The following is a 21,473-nucleotide window of genomic DNA, read 5'->3' as shown; positions in this document are numbered from 1 at the left end:
CACTATATCCAACTTTCTAAGTAATTTACTAAGAACAAAAACAGGCTTTCCTAGGTAAGAAGAAAAAACACCTATGAGTTATTAATACAAAAAGGGGTACATGCATTGGCATATACCCCTTTTTATTCAACTATTTTTACTAAGGTGCCACTTATTAGCGTATTGCTAAGATATTAACCAAGTACTTGGATGTAAGCACCGGCGCGTAGCTCTTGTAGCCAGTCTTCTTTGGCTTGCGGTGCTAGACGTTGATATAACGCTTGACGTGCCATGCTACGGCGATATTGTTCACTAACATCTTCTTGGCGCTGACCTTCTACTTTTAGGATATGCCAGCCAAACTGGGTTTTAAAAGGCGCAGAATAATCACCGACCGCTGTGTTTTTCATCACTGCTTCAAACGGTCCAACCATATCGTCTGCACTTACCCAATTTAGATCGCCACCACGTCCTGCAGAACCTGGGTCGTCTGAATAGGTCGATGCCAGACCAGCAAAGTCAGCACCGCTGCGCAGTTGCTCATAGAGATCATTAATCTTTTGCTCAGCAAGCGCATCCGTTTGTAGCTCATCTACTTTGATTAAGATATGACGCGTATGCCACTGCGGCACAAGCATTTTATCACTGTCTTTTTTATCAGCGAGCTTAATGATATCAATGCCTTCTGGCGTCACTAATGGGGCACTTACTGCGCCGACATCAAGCTTGGTAATCTCGCTCGATAGCTCGGTCGGGAGAGCGGCGGCTTTATGAAAGCCCATATCGCCACCTTGTATTGGAATAGGGTAGCTACCTTGGCTGGCAGTAACGGCTGCAGCCACGTCGACATTGGGCTCTAGCAAGCGCGCACGTAGTGCTTGTGCTACTTTGAGTGCTTCTTCACGCTGAGCTTCTGACAGTCGGCTGTAGTCATCCATATAAGGCACGCGTACATGGACGGTCTGGTATTCGCTTTGGTTTAGGCGCTTGGCTTCTGGAGAGGCCAAAAATGCATCGATATCCTGCTCGCTAATACGTACACGATTGCTGATTTGACGTTGTTGTAGAGACTGAATCGCAGCATCTTCAATCAGCTTAGCACGCAGGGTCGCATAGCTTCCGGGCTGCGCGGCATCTAGGCGTTGCTGCAAAGCGGCGATACTACCAAGCCCTTCAGCTTGAGCGATTTGACCAAGACGCTGATTAATCTCAGCTTCATCAGGATTTAGACCGACGCGTTTAACCAATGACAGTTGTAGTTCACGCAAGATGAGAGCATTTAATACTTCAGACTGTAGCTGTGCTGAATTGGCAATCGGCTCACCAGCCGCTTGGGCGCGTGCTTGGGTCTGGGTGATTGCGTCCATCAAGTCGCTTTTTAAGATAGCGTTTTCATTGACTAAAGCAATGATACCATCGGTACTGTTGGCTGGGGTCAAGCGATTGACGTTACTTTGCTCAGCAGCAGCGTTTGCTTTAGGCGTTGGTGCTTTTGCAGCATTAACGGTAGCAGCTTGGGCACTGAAACTAAGTACAAGGCCTGCACTCATACTCATAGAAAGCAGTACGGCTCGGCTGGTCTGACGTAAAGAAAAAAATCTCATGATGCTCCTCATCAATGTCATCGCATCGGATGGTAGTCGGTCAACGCTATCCAATACTTTTAATAAGCAAATATTGTATAAAGTCGTCCATAATAGGGTTACGAACAAGGTTATGTAATAGGTAAGTAGTGACGCAAATAATGCCTCAATATAGCATTGTTTGCGTTTTTTAGTCTTTCCATGCAGTTTGCACAGGTTCAAAGCCTAAGATCTTATCAGCGAGCAATCGTGTCAAACGGCTGCTACTACTACCAAGACCATTCAATCTAATCTCTGCCATAATCGCTTGTGTTGGTTTGTCTCTAACGTTCAAGTCATTATAGTAACGACGACCATAAACTGCAAAACCGAAACAGCAATCTTCATAATCAATACCGACCAACGAGTCTAGCATTTTATTACGATTATAATCATATTGACCTTGAGCCAATACTCGCCAAGTGTTATTAATTGGGAAAACGGCTGAGGCAGTAAAGGCCGACAGCGGCAACTGATTGGTGTTTTCATCGCGCTGGCGTTTAACAAAACCAACATTAAACAAGCTGTTATCTGATGGCTGATAACGCAGCTCAGTCGTAATATAGTTCAAGTCATAATCATCGGTAAGTGCGCCGCTGACATCTACCCAAAAATTATTATAAGGTTGTGTACTGGTATCCCAGACCATTCCAGAGGAGGACGAGCTAAACACAGGTTGCTGATTTTCAAGGGTCACGCGACCGTCATCGATATAAAACTGCTCAGCAATGCTACCATCAAAACGTGTCACACCCGTTGCGTCGATGTAACGATAATTAATCCCAGGAGTAATAGAATGCAAATCTTGCAAGCGATCGTGCCCTAAGAACCAACTGTCCGAAAACAACTGCTCATAGTTGATAGAGGCAATACGAGTGTTAAAGTTAGGGATGTCATTTTGGTTTTCAAACGGTGAATAGGTATATTTTAAGCGCGGACTTAGTAAGCGATAGCCACCCATGGTATCGTCAAAAGCGCCGAAAGGTGAGCCTGCTTGATAGAAGTGCAACCCTGCATCAATACTGGCTTGCGGTACAAATACCGATTGGCTACCATCTTCTTCACTAAGTTGGTTGTCTGCCAAGCTGTCCTCGTCATAAGAGGTATATAGATGTTGTAAGCTCAGCTTGGGCTTAATATAACCCCATGATTTTTCCATGGGATAGACGGCACTGATTTTATTATAAATACGCGCACCGCTTTTTTCATTTTCAGAACCGTCATCGATAGACTTTTTGAAATAAGCAGAATCATGCACACCCGTGATATCAAAACGCTCTGCCCACGGTAATCGGTAGTCAAGTTTGAGCTGCGGCAAACGTGAATAAGGCTTGTCTTTGTCTTCTAATGGCTGACCATTATCAGTAAAAGCGTTGAGCGTTTGAAAGGTCTCAACCTTTAACTCACCATTGACATAGTCATTATAATAATTCAGTCGAGCACGGCGCGGTAAGTTTATAGTATTGTCTGATAAACCTAGGGTGTCAAAGTCGTTAATATAATCTTCATCCGACACATAGCTGTACTTAGCATCGCCACTTAAGCGCGGAATACTGCTAGATGACCAGTAATGATCATAAAAAAAGCTGCTGCGATCTTCGTCGTTATACTCTTTGTCGTTCGGCAAATATGAGCCGTTAAAAATTCCTTCGCCATAATTTTCAGTCAAATAGCGAAACTCACCTGCGAGCATTGGGTTACGATCGCTGTAGATATGAGTATTGATCGTCGCATCATAATTGGGTGCTAAATTGAGATAGTAGGGGATATCGACCTCAAGCCCGCTTTCACTACTAATGCTCGCATTCGGCAATAAAAACCCAGTACTGCGACGACTATCTATAGGGAAGTTAAAATAGGGCAGATAGAACACCGGAACATCGGCGATACGGAAAGTCGTATTGTAGGCTTCACCGCGACCCGTGTCGGTGTTTAAATCAATGCTTTTGGCATCAAACTGCCATTTGCGGTCAGTCGGTGGGCAGGTGCTGAACATGACTTGGTCAAGCTCGTATTGACTGTCATTAGGTCGATTAAGGCGTTTAGCATAGCCATGCGCTTGTAGTTCTACGCTCGCAAATGCCACGTCATTGGCTGTTGACTGCCCTGTTTCGGTATTGTAGGCCAGACTGTCTGCGACACCAATAAGGCCGCCTTTGCTTGCCTGCTTAGAGAGACTGCCGGTAGCAGTTCGGGTATTGGCACGCGTTACTTGCGCACCAGTCGCTTGATCGGTGAACATTACTTTGCCTTGCGCTGCGGTAACACCACTGCTTAAGTCCAGCACGATTTTATCGGCTTCAATATGCTGAGTCCCTTGATCGACAATCACATTACCAGAGAGCTCGGCATAGTCGACATTGTCATAATATCCATAATCAGACTCTGCAAATAAAGGCGCCTGATTATTAGCCACACCATTTAGATTGGTTGCCGTCTGGCCACTATCCATTGCCGCTTCATTGACGGCGCGCTGATAATTAGCGTTTTGCTGTGGGTAGACCCATTGACCTTCACAGCGTTGGGCACTATCGACAGCATTCGGCAGTAGGCGCAAGTTTTTGCCTACTTTTGGGATGGTTTGCGTGGCAGGTGTTAGGGTGTTCTGGATAGTGTCATCTTCAGACTCTACGGGTTTGTCACTAGCGTTTTGCGTTGATAAGTCAGTATCAGGGGTGAGCTCATAAAATTCTGCCAAACGCCGTAAACTGTCTTGAATACTCTCGTCACTGGTATCGATTGCATCATTGTCGCTGACAGCCGCTAAGGGTTTTTTCTGCGTTTGTGCCTGAGCTTGTGCATCGTCATCACTATTGTTAGCGATTTCAGTGATGCCTAAATTGCCATTATCGAGGGTGCTGCCAGTATCTAAGTCAAGATTACTGCTCTCAGAGGCAGCATTTACAGTCTCTTCGCCTGCTTCATAAGCACTATTCTGCGCAGCGGCACGCTGGTAACTAATGTCTTGATTGATGGCGTTGACATTGGCGTTGACATTGGTATTGGCGTCGGTATTGATATCGCCGGTTAGGTCAGAGACATAACTGCTGGTAGTATCAGCGGGCAAAGATGCGGTCGTCTGTGCGTCAGCATTGGTAAGTGCTGCGCTGACGGTCAAACTTGATAAGCCTAAGGCACCAAATAAAACCAAACGGATGCTTTGGTAAAGCGGAGAATATAACAAGGGCACACCTATGATTGCAGAGCCTATTGAATGACGATATTTAGTTTAGTAGCCGTATTTTAGCTATATTTAGCGGCTCATTAATGATTAAAAAATCAGGAACTAATCATATAATCTCAAAAATTTGGGTGTTTTACATATAATGACGACTAATCATAGTCAAAAAAAACCAAATCAGCTACACTATTTACCAAAATTTATAACATCGCCAAGCCGTTTTTTAGATTATTGCTTAGCGCGTTGATAAAACTATGTGTCAATACCTATATTACAACAGATACTGTCAATCAAGCTGCCACTATTTTAGCAAGGTTTTGCCTGACTTATCACTACTTTAATGATTTATGACTTATATTTAACCTGCGATGCCCTCTATGACTGATACCATGCCTTTAAATACCCCTCTGAATGCCACTCTGAATGCTACTCTGAATGATAGGAATAACCGCCAACAGCAGCTAGAGAATTGGTTGCAACAAGTGTTCATCGACCGAGAGTTTGTGCTCGACAGTTTGCCTGGTGACGCAAGTGCCCGCCAATATCACCGTATCCAATTGACTGATAACGGTGCTGACACCGCGCGTTATATTGTCATGGATTCTGCTGACGAGCAAGACGCCTTGCAGCAGTTTATTAATGTTGCGAAGCTAATGACACCCGCCATCAATGTGCCAACGCTGGTTGCGCAAGACGTGGCAAAAGGCTTTTTGGTGTTACAAGACTTTGGTACGATTGAGTTTGCCCATTTACTCGTCGAGGCGACGCCTGAACAGATCAACGATTATTATCAATTGGCCATGCAGACCTTGGTTTCCCTACAGACTGTGCCAGTAGAGACTGCCAGAGTGCAGCACCAATTGCCCGATTATGACACAGCATTACTGAACCGCGAGATGGATTTATTTAGCGATTGGTTTATCCCCTATATTGATGTAGAGCTGAATCAGGACTTATGGAATAACGTAAAAACGGTATTGATACAAGAGATTTTACAGCAGCCTGCAGTGATTGTGCATCGTGATTATCACAGCCGCAATCTTATGCAAGACCAAGCCGACCCCACGCGTTTGGGCGTGATAGATTTTCAAGATGCGGTGATCGGCTCTTACACTTATGATTTGGTGTCATTGTTGCGTGATGCTTATGTTGAGTGGTCAGAGCATCAAATATCTGACTGGATTCGTGACTTTTGGCAATTGCAGCAGCAAGTAGCGCTCACCACCGCCGATAGTGTTGAGCAGCTTGAGAATGATATGAATGTGATGGGCGTGCAGCGGCATCTCAAAGTATTAGGGATTTTTATCCGTTTGTCTAAGCGCGATGGTAAAGACCGTTATTTGGCTGATATTCCCAAAGTCATGCGCGATCTAGTACTTGAGCTAAATTGGCTTGCTGAGCATGGTAATGAATCGATGAAGCAAGCGCTACTGCCATTTAATCAATGGCTAAAAGACACGGTATTACCGGCTTATAAAGATAAGTTTGACTCGTTATAAAAAGGGATAATAAGTTGCGTCTATTACTATCATTATAAATTGAATAAGGAGCATGCATGTCTACCATTACGCAAGCCATGATTTTAGCTGCTGGCAAGGGAACGCGCTTGCGTCCGTTGACACTTGAGACGCCCAAACCATTAGTCGAGGTAGGCGGTCAGCCGCTGATTGTCTGGCATATTAAGGCACTGCAAGCAGCGGGGATTACTGATATTACGATTAATGCCTCGTGGCTTGCTGACAAGCTTATGGATACCTTGGGTGATGGTAGCGATTACGGGGTCAAGTTGCACTGGTCACGAGAAGATGACGAACCTTTAGAGACCGCTGGTGGAATTTTTCAAGCGTTACAAACAGGTAAGTTACAAGACGAGCCATTTATCTTAGTCAACTCCGATGTCTGGACGACGTATAATTTTGCTCAGTTGCAGGATTATGAGCTGGGTGCTGATCAACGGGCGCATCTATTGTTGATTGACAATCCAGAGCATAATAACGGTGGTGATTTTGCGCTCAATAATGGTCTGGCTAGTGAGCAGCCAATTGGTGATGCAGACAAATATACCTTTGCTGGTATTAGTGTAATGTCGCCACGATTGGTCGATGGGCTGGTAAGCGGGCAACCCGCTGCGCTAGCGCCTCTGCTTAAGCAAGCGATGCTTAAGTTCCAGATTACGGCGGAAGTTATTCGTGATAATTGGATAGACGTGGGCACACCTGAGCGCTTAACGCAGGTCAACGAATTTATTGACAGTCATGGCGTGGCTAACCACCGCGGTGCATAACTTTAGGGGATATTAATATTAATTAATAATTCTTTAATAGATCTTACTTCAATCAATCTTACTTTAACGAAGATCATAAAAAGCGCCGCATTGATTTACAATCAATGCGGCGCTTTTGTTTAGCGAAATAGGGCAGGTTTTACACGCCCATTGCCAACTTTATTAATTGGGCAATGGTAAAAATAACGGCAAATCCTGCTATATATAGACCAATGAACCATGCCCATTGTGATTGTTTTTTGCTGAGTTTTTTCATAATCGTCTCCCAGTGACGTATTAAGGCGCTAATGATCTTAAGCGTTCGCTACCAAGAATAGTGATAGTAGCGAAGGCTGATTCTCCTTAACATATAGCCGTTAATACATATGCTCGTGATCCGTTTTACCTTTAAATGTGTAATAGGCAAAAGCAGTATAGCTTAAGATAATCGGCAACATAATACCCGCACCAATGAGCATAAAGGACAGCGATGTATCAGCAGCGGCCGCTTCATAGATAGTCATTTGGTACGGTACGATATAAGGAAACAACGCTGTACAGACGCCAATATAACCCATCAAGAACAGCGCAACGGTCATTAAGAAGGGGCGATATTCACGCTCAGTCCGTAAATCCTTACGCATGAGAAAGAACAGCAGCAGCACGATAACTGGCATTGGTGCCAGATATAACGCACCCGGCAAACTAAACCAACCTTCGAGGGCCTCGATATCTGAAAAATACATAAACACGGTAACGACAATCATTGCCAATACCAATGCTGATAATATCCAACCAGACACTTTACGTGCCCATACTTGCAGCTTATGTTCAGTTTTAATGATTAACCACGTAGAACCAAGCAAAGCATAACCAACTATCATGGCAAAGCCGCAGACGATAGAGAAGGGAGTGAACCAGTCAAATGGGCCACCAGTGTACAGACGATTGCTCGCCTCTAAGCCTTGCACCAACGCCCCGAGCATAATACCCTGTGAGAATGTCGCCACTACTGAGCCAACAAAAAAGAAGGTATCCCATACATGACGACGTGAAGAGGCTTTGAAACGGAACTCAAACGCCACTCCGCGCATAATAAGACCAAATAGCATGGCAGTCACAGGCAGGTATAGACCGGTCATGATGATGCCATAAGCAACTGGGAAAGCGGCGAACAAACCACCACCACCCAATACCAACCAAGTCTCATTACCGTCCCAAAAGGGAGCAATAGAGTTCATCATACGGCTACGGTTTTTGTCTGAGCCAGCAAAGGGGAACAAAATACCACAACCTAAATCAAAACCATCCAGCAGGACATAGATGAAGACGGATAGGGCGATTAATCCGCCCCAAATTAAAGGTAAATCTAATACATCACCGTAGTTAAACATTAGCGTAACCCTCCATCATCGACGTCATCGGCAGGTTTATCCAAATCTTCTACTTTCTCACTGACGTTACTATCACCACTTAACGTGCGACCTTGACCTTCAGTGATAGAATGCTCATAGAAGTTGTCATCTGCTGGATCTTCATAAGGTTGTGGACCTTTAGCAATCAGGCGTAAGATATAAAAACTGCCTGCACCAAATACAAAGACGTACAGCACAATAAATCCTATAAGTGTCGTTGCGACTTGCTGGGCTGCAACCGGTGACATGCTCTCAGCAGTACGAATCACCCCATATACTGTCCATGGCTGACGACCAGTTTCGGTCACAAACCAACCGGCGAGTATCGCGATAAAACCAAGCGGCGTCATCATCATCCACGCACGGTGGAACCATTTGCTTTCAGGATCGAATTGTTGTTTTTTAAAGTATTTATAAAGGCTAAATAGACCAACAAGCAGCATTAATGTACCGATAGCCACCATAACGCGGAATGACCAAAAGACGATAGGAACGTAGGGCCGATCTTCTGGCGCCCAGTTTTTAAGGCCTTTAACTTCGCCGTCTAATGAATGCGTTAAAATTAAGCCCGAGACATAAGGGATTTTAATTTCATAATGGTTTTTTTCTGCTTTTTGATCTGGAATACCGAATAAGACAAGCGGTGCACCGCGCTCATTTTCCCACAGACCTTCCATCGCTGCGACTTTAGCAGGTTGATGTTCTAGCGTATTTAGACCATGCATATCGCCAATAAATATTTGTGCTGGCGCAACAAAGATGGCCATGACCATCGCCATGCCGAGCATGACACGACCATGTTTGCGATGTTCAACATGCTTTTTGGATTGCAGATAATACGCACCGATACCACCGATAACGAAAGCTGTGGTCAAAAATGCCGCAGTCATCATATGCGCGTAACGGTAAGGGAATGAGGGGTTAAAGATAATTTCAAGCCAATTGGTTGGATAGAGCAAACCATCAGCACCGACCATAAAGCCCTGCGGCGTCTGCATAAAGCTGTTGGCAGCCAAAATCCAAAAACCAGATATTAGCGTACCAATAGCGACGATCGCTGTTGAAGCAAGGTGCATGCGTTTACTGACGCGACCCCAACCAAACAGCATAATGCCTAAGAACGACGCTTCTAAGAAAAAGGCGGTCAATACTTCGTAGGCAAGTAGTGGGCCTATGACGTTACCGGCTTTATCAGAAAATACGGCCCAGTTAGTACCGAATTGGTAAGACATTACCACGCCCGATACCACACCCATCCCAAATACCACGGCAAATATCTTGACCCAGTGCTTATAAACTTCGGCATAAATAGGCTCACCAGTTTTGAGCCAGCGGAACTCTAAGACCGTTAGAAAGCTGGCAAGACCGATGGAAAAAGCTGGAAAGACAATATGCCATGAGATAACAAAAGCAAATTGAATTCGCGCGAGCATCAGCGCATCAAGCTGGTCAATCATAAATGTAGCGAACATAAACGGTTACCTTTATCTGTTAGCTGAATAGCGCTGGCTTCCATGACACGCTCAAGTAACTGTCCGTAAAGCAGGATGACAAGTGTTACGGGCAATGGCTCAGTATTAGTTAGCAACCACTATCAATTTATCAAATGCGGCTGAGCTAAGACTGTCTAGCTGAATGAAGTAATTTATATCCCTATAAATTAATATATTACTGTCATTTACAATGAATATAGTATGCGCCACCCTAAGTGCACACGCAAGTCACCTACGGGACTGGTCGCACACCTACCAGTCACCAAAACTCCCTTGAAGAGATACCCTGTCGATTAATGAACATAGCCCAAAAGCCTAGAGGGTGTTTAGTATTTATTATCAATACCATTTTTAAAATGAGGACACGCCCTAGTCAGTATCTTGTCAATTAGACGAGCCTCATTGCTGCAATTGTTGATGCAAAATCCGTCGCAGGGTCAACACGGTCTGCGGATTTTCTTGAATACTATGACCACCTGTGATGATGGTTTCTGAGGTGGCGCCTTCGAGATGGGCGCTGGTGTAAGGAACGATACCATCTGATAAGCGCTCGGTCAGTGCTTGGCTAATATCTTCATCGACAGTCACCGCAGCGACGAGGGGCTTATTGGTTGACTCAGATGCAGGTTTGGGGCCATCATTTGTGCGCGCACTCTCGCTGTTGTCTTCTAATATCTCTTGAGATAAGTCAATTCTTGCACCGCCGGGCTGCATTTGCGCCAAGCCTCTAGTGATGTCGGCATCATTGTTAGCGATGATCGAATGATAAGTAATGTCGTCATTGATCTTGATATCTTTGGTCAGCTGAATAAAAGACGATTTATCGCTTAACTGACTGGCACCGTTCTGTAGGTACAGTGCACCTAAAGGATTTTGTGCCAAATCCCCTTGAATGGCGAGAGTAGCCAAGTTATCAGTGACGGTCTTTACCAAGCCAACCGGTAAATAAACGATGCGGCGTAGTGCTCGAGTAAACCAGCGATCAGCGTAGTCGGTACCTTGAAAGGGCGAGGATAAAAAGATAGCAGTGTCGACCTGTGGCAGCCTATGTAGCTCAAAACGGTTGCGCAGCTCATCATTAGCAAAGGCTTGTTTTAGCATCTCATCGACTTGGCGTTTACTGCTGTTTTCGAGCAAGTCTTTATCCTCTAAAGCGTCTAAGTTATTGGCAAGATTATCATCAGACAGCATCATGCGAGAGATGACACCGCCCATACTGTGACTGATAATGACGCTGTTTTTGCTGGCGCGGTTGCCTCCTTGAGGATCGGTCTGCTGATAAGTGCTCTTGATCAGCTCCTGAATTTGATAGCGGTTCTCTAAAATAGGTAAATTGGTCGGATAAAAAACCTGCCACACTTGATAATTATCGCGCAACTTATCATCATTAAAAATATCGTTGGTCAAATTTACCCAGGTGGCGGGGCTAGACGCCAAGCCATGCACCATAATGATGACCCGTTTATCAGGATCGTAAGGCTCTAGCATAAACAGTTTGGGTAAGCTGGCTTTTTTCTGGCGAGTGATTAGATTTAAGTAACCGACGCCATCGAGTTGGTTTTCTGCCAGCCATAGTCCATAACCGGCAGAGAAGTTCGCCGCCAGTGGATAGTTATCACCCAAGATAGTGGCGCTCTCGCTACGATAAGGGTTGTATAAGTGGATATCGAGTTGATGACTGCTGAGCGTATCCAGTATGCTATCGCCAGCGGGCTTAATCAAGCCAGTCACCAATAAATGACCCGTAGGGTAAATGCGTGAGCTGGGCGCGCTATCATCCTTTTTGCCATCGACCGTGTCTTTATTCAGTCGTCCCGACAGCGATGAAACCAAGAGCTGACGCACAGTGGTGGTATAGCGATCATTCAGTGACGCGACTAAGCTAATCCCCAGTCCTGGGCGCTTACTGATTGAGTTAAGACCCGAGAGACGTAGATCATAAGTGGACACCAAATCGGCGAGCGCTGAGGTTTGCTTTTGCGCATTTTGAAGGTAGTTACTTTCGTTAGGCAGAAAAATATTGAGATCATAGCGGTCTACTTGTACCTTCATGACCTTGACTTGGTCAGTAGGCTTACCCTTTAAAGATGCACGGTTTGCGATAGCGCCTTGGTTGCCAGTATCGGGCACAGTGGTGCTCATCGGTAGATAGTCTACTTTGGTATTGCCCATCAGTTTGTTTGCGCCATCTACCGACTGATATAGCTGGGTAATGACGTCATTGCTGGCTGAGTTATAAATGTCTTGAGTTTGGATATCGATGTCACTTGGAATACGGTTTTTGGCCTGAGCTTGGCTTTTTGCTTTATCTGCCCCTTCAAAATCATGCGCTAAACTGTCATAAAACAGATAGGTATAGCTGGACTTGATGGCGTCAAATAGTCGACCTTGATAGCTAATCAAGCAGGCATCTGTATTTTTCTGCTGCTCTTTATCCTCATCATCGCTCAGAGGTGCATTGGCATAATAAGGATCAAGCGGTGGACGGGCGAGCGCATCTTGACACTCTTTAGAGTCGGCAAGCTGGCGAGCTTTGGCGTAATGTAACTCGGCAAAAACGGCCAGCGCTGGACGATAATGTTCGTTAAGCATGCTGTCAGTAAGCTGCGTCAAGCACAAGTCAAACTGCTGAAAACAGGCCTGCTCATTAAGTCCTGCTGACAATAAAGCCGATGCTGTGTCGCTACTGAGCTCATCGTCTGTAACGATATTGCCACGCTGTGCAGAAATGGTCTTCGCTGAGGCTTGTTGTGTCACAGAAACCGTACTACAGGCAGGTAGTAGCGCTACTGTTGCTATTAACCCTAATAGAATAGCGGGCTTTATGTTCTTAGTAGCGTGTGTGACCGTATTGCTGACAGAGCGAGCGAAAGTCATAGGGGGTTCCAGTAAATAATAGTCAAGCCTATAAGATGAATATAATGAGTGAAACATAATATCGAACCATTATGCACTGTTGATATCCATTTTTCTTGCTTGCTGTGCCTACGCAGACAGAGGCCACCAGACAGAGCCTATAAAAAATTGATATCAGCAATACCGTCGCGCTTTTAGGATGTTTTGACCATAGGTCGTCAATATAACAGGATGAGTGTAGCGTAACTTTTTGGATTTCACTAGGGCGTGTTGAACATTCATAAATGGACACTGCTGATCGCTAAAATTGTTCCAGACACGGCGCAAGTCGAAGATTATGTTGATATCTTAGCTAGACTTGCAACACAGTATGGGGCAATTTTAGCATCAGCCTAAAAGGACAGGACTATTTTTTGCTGATTCTTTGATAAAAAGAGGCGCTTAGAATGACTAAACTTACTATTTTTATCTTTGAATCGCCTAAAAAACAGTCTCTGTCAGTGCCATGATCGAATGTTCAACACGCCCTACTATATTTGAAACTTCACAGTCAAATGCCGTCGCTAATGGACAAGATAAAATAAGCGTAATGGGGTATCAAACTTTTAACCTAAAATGAGGACACGCCCTAGATTATCGAACAGATTTGGGGCTAAGGGGATATTGATAGTGAATGGCAGTGATTGATAGGGAGCGACAATAATTGGCAACGACTTTGGCGAAGTTAATTAAATAAGACTGGCTGAACGAGAAATCATCTGCAAAAAAAGCCTTCTTTTCCTATTGATACTAAACCAATATAAAAAGAAGGCACTATATACTTTACTCTCAAATCATTTTTTAATAAGTCAATAATAACACTATAAGTCACTATTACTAATGAATAATGTTTACAACTGAATTTATGCCCCTGGTTTTACATCGATGTCAGGTGCTGGGATATCCCAAATATAAAACTTACCATCTTCAACGAGCTTAATTTGTTGACGAATAACGGTATTATTAGGCACTTGTTGCTCAAGACGACGCAAACGTTCTAGAGCGTTGTCGCGGCGATCGCTCAATAAATCTGACTGCGCCAAGCTTTGTTCTGCTTCGGTATAGCCCAATGAGACGGCTCGGTCTAGATATTTTTGACCTTCTTTAAAGCCGCCACCTTCTGACAGCATCATGCCGTATAAGAAGTTGGCTTCACCACTGTCAGGTTTGATTTTGATAGCACGGTCGACATATTTGCCGCCACGTACCGTATAGTCTGAACCTAAATCTAAGTTACGACCCATACCATTGAGCTTAGCCGCTCGAATCAGCACGTCATAAGAGGCGTTTGGCGATTGGGCATAAGGCTCAATCCATTCAGTCAATACTTTGATTTTTTCACGAGTATAGTGACGTTGTGAGCGGTTAGGGAAGTTCGGTGGATAGTGACGGGCGTTAGGAGAGACATCTTCGATAAAGTCATCTAGCAAGCTAACGTCGAGCTTATCAGTACCCAAGCCTTGCTGCTGTGGAACCAAAACTGTCGGTACAAAGCTAACGCTTGAAAGTTGTACTTGCGGTGTTGGGATATTGGGCAACTGACCACCACGAAGATCAATGCCAGTAGCAGTCATTGGACCACGCTCATATACTCGAGTAGTACCTGTTAGCTCAGGGGTCGCTGCTGTTGGTGCTTGCGGTACTGCTGCTGAGGGCTGTGCATTACTTAAAGGCGCCTGACTTTGTTGAGCACTGTTGTTCTGCGGAGCTCGGTTTTGCTGAGCATTGACTGACGCAGGGTTCGTTGGTAGGACGTTGCTTGACTGAGTGCTATTTGCGGACGCCATATTTGATGGTACATCAGTTTGAGCCGTGCTAGTAGCCGCAGTAGCGTTTGGTTTAGCGAGACGAATGACACGTCTGCTTGAATCCATGGCACTAGGGACAGCAGGGTTCGTAGCAGTTATGCTAGCGTTAGCGCTGCTATCCGCTTCGGCAGCGTTGACAGGGGCAGACAACATCAGTGCACAGGCAGCGGCTAATGCGGTTAGGGTCGCAAATGTAGGCGCTTTGGTAGCATTGCTAGACAAGCTGGATTGGTTGATAGCTTTCATAAAAGTCGTTACCTTGTTTATTAAGTCGTTATTTACAATCGATTGATAGTTGTTTTGTATTATCGACGCTATTTTGTATGCTTAGAAATTTTCTATATTATTGAAGCAAAATCGAACAAATTTTTAATACCCTAGCAAATTAAGCTCAATGCTATCAGTAGTAGGATTGTTAAATTACCTGATTCAATAAACCCGATGAGAGGCGCTACTCGCTATTCATTTATAGATGATAAGCCGTGGCTTTCATCCGATTGGCCATCCAGCGCATGGTCTGACGCACCGGTGGTGAAAGAGCTGCGCCGCCACTTGCTAGCGCCAGCTCGCGATGGTGACATTCTTCAGTATCCATTTGTGCCAGTATTTCTCTTGAGCGTTGATCATGCACGGGTAATTGTCCAATGTGATCTTGCAGATGCTCGCTGACTTGTGCTTCGGTTTCAGCGACAAATCCCAAACTAAACTCGTTAGAGATAGCCCCTGCGACCGCGCCAAGACCGAAAGACATGCCATACCACAATGGGGTGAATAGGCTAGCATGACTGCCCAATTCCTTTAACCGTGTTTCGCACCACACCAGATGATCGACTTCTTCTTCGGCTGAATGCTGCATGGCTTGTTTGACGCCAGTGTCTTTAGCAGTAAAGGCTTGACCATGATACAGGCCTTGCGCACATACTTCACCAGTATGATTGATGCGCATCAATCCTGCCACGTGACGCGCTTCGGTAATGGTCAGCTCAGGAATCTCGTCATTACTGACGGGCAATGGGCGAGTACTGGGATTAGAATGCGGAACAACCGCTCGCAGTGCCTTGTCAACCCCAAGTAATAGCTGGTCAATTTTGGATAAAGGACGCAGGGCCATGATTCACTCCTGATGGCTTTAATTGTTATCAAAAAACTTCTTATTAAGATATTGCTGATATTTGCTTTTTAAAGCAGCAATATTCTGTTCATGCACATTACTATAGCAAACAATATAAATTATCGGCACCACTATTATCGGCTGCATGATTTAGTGAACACCAACGCTACTCATAATCGCTAGATCTTTTAGGCATTTAGTCTTGTCGGCTAAGCTCGTCATCATTAGTATGTATGACCGCATGCTGCACGTGTTTATTAAGCTTAATATATAAAAACGCGCCAAAAGCAATGTTTAGCACACCCGTAACCAAAAATAATTGCGGTAGCGTCAATCCTAAGGTGTTGAGCACCACAATCGCAAAAATCGCTGAGCTGACCATAAATATGGCATTAAAAATATTGTTGGCACCGACGATACGCGCGCGATGACTTTTGGGTGCATAAGCCTGCATAGACGCATATAAAGGCACGATATATAAACCGCCACTAAAGCCTAAAAAGAACAAGTCGGCAAATACGCGCCAACTGCCGCTCATACCAAACAAATCACTAATGCCTAATAATGTTTCAGTATTAACGTCTATGTTGAGACCTGACAAGGAAAAATACAAATCAATAGCAAAAATACTTAAACCAGCAATACCAAAGGGCAGTAAGCGTAAACTGACTTGGTTTTTGGTCAAGGTTTTACATAACAAAGACCCAATCGATACGCCAACAGAAAATAGCGTTAATAGGAAAATAACCACCGACTCATCGCCATGCAAAATGACCTTGCTGAATTCTGGTGTTTGTGTCAAAAACGTCGCACCATAAAACCAAAACCAGCTGTTGCCAAGAATGACGAAGAATAAAAACGGCAGCGAGTACAAATAGCGTACCGTCGACCAACTGGTGGTAAAAATATTCCAATTAATTTTGAGCGTCGGCTGCATGGCTGGCATGGTAGGGATGTAACGAGCCGCCAGATAACCTAAAACAGCGACCGCCAATACAGTGACGCTAATCCAATACAACGACTGTGATAGCTGGGTCAAGACACCAGCGATAATCATACCAAGGAGGATGGCTAGCGACGTGCCCATCTGAAACAGACCGTTGGCACCGACGAGCTCATCTTCCTTCATCGCTTGCGGTAAGTAAGCGTATTTAATCGGTCCAAAAAAGGTCGAATGCGTGCCCATCAAAAACAATGCCACAAACAACAAGCCGTACCATTCAAAAACAAAGCCGACGGCGGCAATCGCCATAATCACCAGCTCAAGCACCTTAATAAAGCGCGTGAGCTTTGATTTTTCAAACTTATCGGCAATTTGTCCCGCCAGTGCCGAAAATAGGAAGTAGGGCAATATAAATAGCATTGCCGCTAAGTTATTTAAGATACTGACTTCCATACCCAACTGACTGGCAGCGGTATAAGTCAGTACTAATATGAGTGCTTGTTTAAAAATATTGTCATTAAACGCCCCCAAAAACTGGGTAAAAAACATGGCGCTAAAACGGCGGCGCTTAAATAACTGAAACTGATTGGCCATGAAAATTCCTACAGATGGATCGCGGCTGATAGATGAGAGGTAAGGGCTGAGCACAGCTTTCGGGTGCCATTAATTATCAACAGTATCAAAAACTTATCGAAATATAGCATAGGTTTTATCAATATTAAGCCGTATAATAGCAAGGCTTTGGCAAAAATACATGCGCCCGAAGCTATGATTTCATAATTAACTAAGTTATGATTTGTAAATTTTACATGGTTGTCTTTTGAAAAGTTACTTTTTGAAAATTTGAGCGAGATTAAAGCCTCGGCATCACTCAAAGTTACCTATCTTATGTCATTAAGTTCAGATGAGATAGGCTCAGCGCTAAAACTAGCACTAAAAAAGTACGGTCGCCATAGAAAATCTCAGTTAACTGCTCTACGTTTATTCACCGGTAAAACCTGGCGACTGCTATCGTCATTCCCTTGTGCCGCGTGAGGTGATAGGAAATAAGTATACATGGAACATCAGCCTTCAACTCTAGCGCGCCACTTGTCGGTTACGCAGCACAAAGCCTCAAACACTCATGCTGGTAATCGTGCCAGCGCTGCTACCAATACTGTTAAATGTGCCGTGATGGACGATTTACAGCAGACTGCGCCGCGTATTCATTTTACGCGCTCAGCGCTTTTTAGTGCCTTGGCGAGCAGTTTGGTGGGTTTTGGTATCGCGCCTGCAGCATTGGCTGACACCACGACCAATGCCAATACGAACAGTCAAATTATTGATAGTCAGAACCTTAATAGTCAGAACCGTGATACGCAAAATACAGCCAACCAACCATTTTTCAATACTGTAACGCCACCGCAACCGCCAACCCCTAAACAGCCTCGCACAGACCCTCAGTTCTCCTCTACTGAGGATACACAGCTTGATATCGCCTTAGATGCCTTGCGCCTAAAGAAAGCAGTGGAACAAGGCATCATCGATAAGTCAGTATTGGATGACTATAGCGAACAAAACCTAGGTATTAAGCAGTCTGGTACTAAAGAAAAAGACCTACAAAATTCGCCATCTCAAAGAGTAAATGGCAATGCCAACGCTCAGCAAGATGATGATAATGTCGATGATGCCAGTGATTTGGATAACGACCTTTATGATGTAGGCGAGTTGAGTGACGCGCAGGCGAATGTGGCAAATAAAGATTTGGAGCAGCAAGCGGCAACAGTGCAACAGCAGGGCTATCAGATGATGACGCCTGATGAGATTGATCGCGAGCTGGCAGCGCTGGATAGACAGAATGCGCAAGACATTGACAGCATTAATAATGGTAACGACGTTAACAACACCAATGTCAGTAACATGAATGGCATCAGTAATAACGACCGCGACTTTGATGCGCCTATCGCGACTTTAAATGATATCACCCCGCCTATTGGCTTAGACGTGAGTCTTGATGCGACCAATTTGCCAGCACCGAGCAATCTCGATACGCTGGGCAAAAGCGAGACAGCGGCTGAACAGGCTGAGACTGCTGAAATCATGGCACGGCCCATCAATGTCAGCGATGCTGTCAGTAGTGGAAGCGCTGATAACGACGATGATAGTATGATCGATGATGAGAGGTCAGTAAGTGCAGGCAATGTGACAGGAGGAGAGGGCACGCAGTCAGATATTATCAATCCAGAAGATTATTTGCCTGATTATCAGTCCGAAACCCAAGCCGTCAATCAAAGTATCGAGCAAGCCAAAAAGCCAAAAACCATGGCTCGTAACAAAACCAATATCGTTAAGCGACTCTACAATCGATTTTTTAATGACGGTGCTCAAGCGTTACCGCACGTCGAGACGACGGTTTACTTGCAGCAAGTTGCCGCTGACGATGCGACTAATACGCCGCAAAAACTCATCGAAGCAGACGAAGACACGCAACCGATTAAAAACATCAAAGCTGCGCTTGATGACACCACTGTCCAATCTGTCGTTGACTTTACCGCAGCCTTACCGCGTCTGCGCCAAACTGCACAAGATGCCGCACAAGCTGTTGGTTATTATGATGTGACCATGCGCTTACGTCAGCCTTATAGTGACGTCATTGAGGTGGTCATTGAAGATCTAGGTGAGCCGGTCATTGTCGACAGTCGTATTATCGAAATTCGCGGTGAAGGTCGCGAGCAAGAAGAATACCAAGCGTTGGAAAAAGAGCTACCACCGCAAGAAGGCGATGTATTCAATCATCGCGTTTACAAAAACAGTAAAGCGGCGCTAGAGTCACTCAGCAACACTTATGGTTATTTTGACCAGTATTGGCTGAACAAATCAGTCGATATCATTTTGCCAGACAATACCGCCGATGTATCGCTGGTTTATAATACTGGTGACCGCTACGAGTACGACGAAGTGGTGTTCTTTACTTATGATGCAGCGACCAATACGCTGACCCGCGACCCTGATAAGCTACCTGTCGAATTGTCATTGTTGCAGCAGTTGTTTGACTTCAAACCCGGCGAGCCGTTCTATCGCCCTGATGTTACTAAGTTTAGTAACGACTTATCAGCGACACGTTATTTTAATACTGTCAATGTCGAGTCTATTTTGCCACCCAATGACAGCAGTGAAAGCAGTACCTTAGCGTTCGATAATGCGCCTGGCAATGCGGCTGGTAATACTGGCAACGACGATGTTGACAGTGAGGTCAATGCTTCAGAAATTATTGATGATGTAGCCGCAGCAAATAATGGGGCAGAAAGTAGCAGTAATACGAATGGCACTGTTCAAAATGACACTGCGCAAAACAGTGATGCAGCAAATAGTAGTGATGGCGATGCTAATAGTGGCAATAGTGGGGAGAAAGTTAATCCCGCAGATATCGCTGCCATCGAATTTGAAGCAGATGAGCAAACACTGGATAAACTCCAAGCCATCAAACAAAAAGCCAATCGCTTAAGCCGCTTACCAGATGATCGGGTGTTAGATGAAAAAGACCAAGAGACCGACACGATTTTAGGTAAAATCAGTGACTCTATCAGCAACGTGGCACAAAAAATCTTCCCAGACGAAAAGAGTATTCTTGCGGATGAAAACTTTGTACCACCGACGCTAGCAGGACGTAAAACGCCGCAACAAGTGCAAGAGAGTAAAAAAGTCCCACTATATGTCTTTGTCTCTTCCAGTAAGCCACGCGACGCCCAAGTAGGTATTGGTTATGGTACCGATACCGGCGTACGCGCCACAGCTAAGATAGATTACAACCTGCTCAATCGTCAAGGCTATCAAGCTGGCGCAGAAACGGAGGTTTCTAGAATTACTAAGAATGTCTCGGTCTATGGCAGCCGGCCGTGGAAGCATCCGCTTAATGATAAGCTAGATGCGCGCCTCACCTATGAAGAGGAGGTCATCGATCAAGGCAAAGGTAACTTTGATTTGTCTACCCGAACGCTAAAAGCTTCATTGGCACGTAATATTCGCCGTGACAGTGGCTGGAATCGTAGCTACTCTGTACGTTATCGCTTAGACGAGCTAGAGACAGGGGTTGATGAGGCGGACTTAGAAGATCTGCCGATACGCTTTACGTCTTCTAGACCAAAGCAACAAGCGCTGTTATTGGGCTATGGTATCAATAAAACGGACGTGGATAGTGCGACCAATCCGACTCGTGGTATCCGTCAGTATTACTCTGTAGAAGCAGGCGCTGAAAAGGCGTTGAGCGATACAGATTTAGCGATTGTACGGGCGGGTGTCAGCGGTATTTATAGTTTTGGCGACGACAAAAAGCACCAAGTACTTGGTAGTCTCAATGCAGGCTATATTTGGGCCGATGATTTCTATGAAGTGCCTTATAAGCTGCGCTTCTTTGCGGGCGGTGATCAAAGTATTCGTGGTTATGATTATGAGAGCTTATCGCCTATCGACAATGGCTATCTGACTGGTGGGCAAGTGCTCGCCGTCGGTAGTGCGGAATATAACTATGAGTTTAAACCTGGCTTTCGCGCCGCCGTTTTTACCGACGTGGGTAATGCCTATGACAAAGACTTCGAGACTGAAACAAAGGTTGGCGTTGGTGTTGGTATTCGCTGGGCATCACCTGTTGGTGTGGTGCGGGTCGATGTTGCCGCTGGTGTCACAGAAGAAAGTGTTCCTGTCAGGTTGAGTTTCTTTATCGGATCGCCTTTATAAGAGCCTCGTCAATCGTTTTTAGCGATTGTTGGCAATCATTTTTCTAACGT

The 21,473-nt window shown here is 45.0% G+C and carries 12 protein-coding genes; 3 read left to right on the top strand and 9 right to left on the bottom strand.

The window, feature by feature from the left end:
• Positions 1–173: 173 nt before the first annotated feature.
• On the bottom strand, positions 174–1,583 hold the full coding sequence (locus HQR03_RS01845) for a peptidylprolyl isomerase (RefSeq protein WP_025650517.1): 1,410 nt from the start codon (positions 1,581–1,583) through the stop codon (positions 174–176).
• A 169-nt stretch (positions 1,584–1,752) separates the two neighbouring features.
• Positions 1,753–4,785: an LPS-assembly protein LptD gene (locus tag HQR03_RS01840; RefSeq protein ID WP_173238937.1), complete on the bottom strand. Its 3,033-nt coding sequence runs from the start codon at positions 4,783–4,785 to the stop codon at positions 1,753–1,755.
• A gap of 374 nt (positions 4,786–5,159) precedes the next feature.
• Between HQR03_RS01840 and HQR03_RS01835 the strand changes: the two genes are divergently transcribed.
• On the top strand, positions 5,160–6,281 hold the full coding sequence (locus HQR03_RS01835) for an aminoglycoside phosphotransferase family protein (protein ID WP_173238936.1): 1,122 nt from the start codon (positions 5,160–5,162) through the stop codon (positions 6,279–6,281).
• Positions 6,282–6,337: 56 nt separating this feature from the next.
• Positions 6,338–7,066, top strand: coding sequence for an N-acetylmuramate alpha-1-phosphate uridylyltransferase MurU (gene murU / locus HQR03_RS01830; RefSeq protein ID WP_025650514.1), 729 nt, complete (start codon positions 6,338–6,340; stop codon positions 7,064–7,066).
• Between the two features lie 139 nt (positions 7,067–7,205).
• Here murU and HQR03_RS14360 read toward each other — a convergent pair whose 3' ends face one another.
• The 7 genes from HQR03_RS14360 to HQR03_RS01800 form a co-directional block, all read right to left on the bottom strand.
• The gene (locus tag HQR03_RS14360; protein ID WP_373299586.1) at positions 7,206–7,322 is read right to left on the bottom strand and encodes a DUF2474 domain-containing protein; all 117 of its coding nucleotides are present in this window, start codon (positions 7,320–7,322) and stop codon (positions 7,206–7,208) included.
• Between the two features lie 100 nt (positions 7,323–7,422).
• On the bottom strand, positions 7,423–8,439 hold the full coding sequence (gene cydB / locus HQR03_RS01825) for a cytochrome d ubiquinol oxidase subunit II (RefSeq protein ID WP_173238935.1): 1,017 nt from the start codon (positions 8,437–8,439) through the stop codon (positions 7,423–7,425).
• The gene (locus tag HQR03_RS01820) at positions 8,439–9,917 is read right to left on the bottom strand and encodes a cytochrome ubiquinol oxidase subunit I (RefSeq protein ID WP_227502413.1); all 1,479 of its coding nucleotides are present in this window, start codon (positions 9,915–9,917) and stop codon (positions 8,439–8,441) included. The genes cydB and HQR03_RS01820 overlap by 1 nt, the downstream gene beginning before the upstream one ends.
• Before the next feature lie 435 nt (positions 9,918–10,352).
• Entirely contained in the window at positions 10,353–12,830 is a 2,478-nt protein-coding gene (locus tag HQR03_RS01815; protein ID WP_173238934.1) for an esterase/lipase family protein, read from the bottom strand.
• An 881-nt stretch (positions 12,831–13,711) separates the two neighbouring features.
• The gene (locus tag HQR03_RS01810) at positions 13,712–14,902 is read right to left on the bottom strand and encodes a tetratricopeptide repeat protein (RefSeq protein WP_173238933.1); all 1,191 of its coding nucleotides are present in this window, start codon (positions 14,900–14,902) and stop codon (positions 13,712–13,714) included.
• A gap of 220 nt (positions 14,903–15,122) precedes the next feature.
• On the bottom strand, positions 15,123–15,761 hold the full coding sequence (coq7, locus tag HQR03_RS01805; protein WP_201606986.1) for a 2-polyprenyl-3-methyl-6-methoxy-1,4-benzoquinone monooxygenase: 639 nt from the start codon (positions 15,759–15,761) through the stop codon (positions 15,123–15,125).
• A 202-nt stretch (positions 15,762–15,963) separates the two neighbouring features.
• On the bottom strand, positions 15,964–17,304 hold the full coding sequence (locus HQR03_RS01800; protein WP_173238931.1) for an MFS transporter: 1,341 nt from the start codon (positions 17,302–17,304) through the stop codon (positions 15,964–15,966).
• A 462-nt stretch (positions 17,305–17,766) separates the two neighbouring features.
• Between HQR03_RS01800 and HQR03_RS01795 the strand changes: the two genes are divergently transcribed.
• Positions 17,767–21,423, top strand: coding sequence for an autotransporter assembly complex protein TamA (locus tag HQR03_RS01795; protein WP_173238930.1), 3,657 nt, complete (start codon positions 17,767–17,769; stop codon positions 21,421–21,423).
• The last annotated feature ends 50 nt before the right edge of the window (positions 21,424–21,473 follow it).

Origin of the sequence: Psychrobacter okhotskensis, assembly GCF_013248965.1 — a bacterium.
GTDB lineage: Bacteria > Pseudomonadota > Gammaproteobacteria > Pseudomonadales > Moraxellaceae > Psychrobacter > Psychrobacter okhotskensis.
This window is presented reverse-complemented; position numbering and strand designations above follow the sequence as displayed.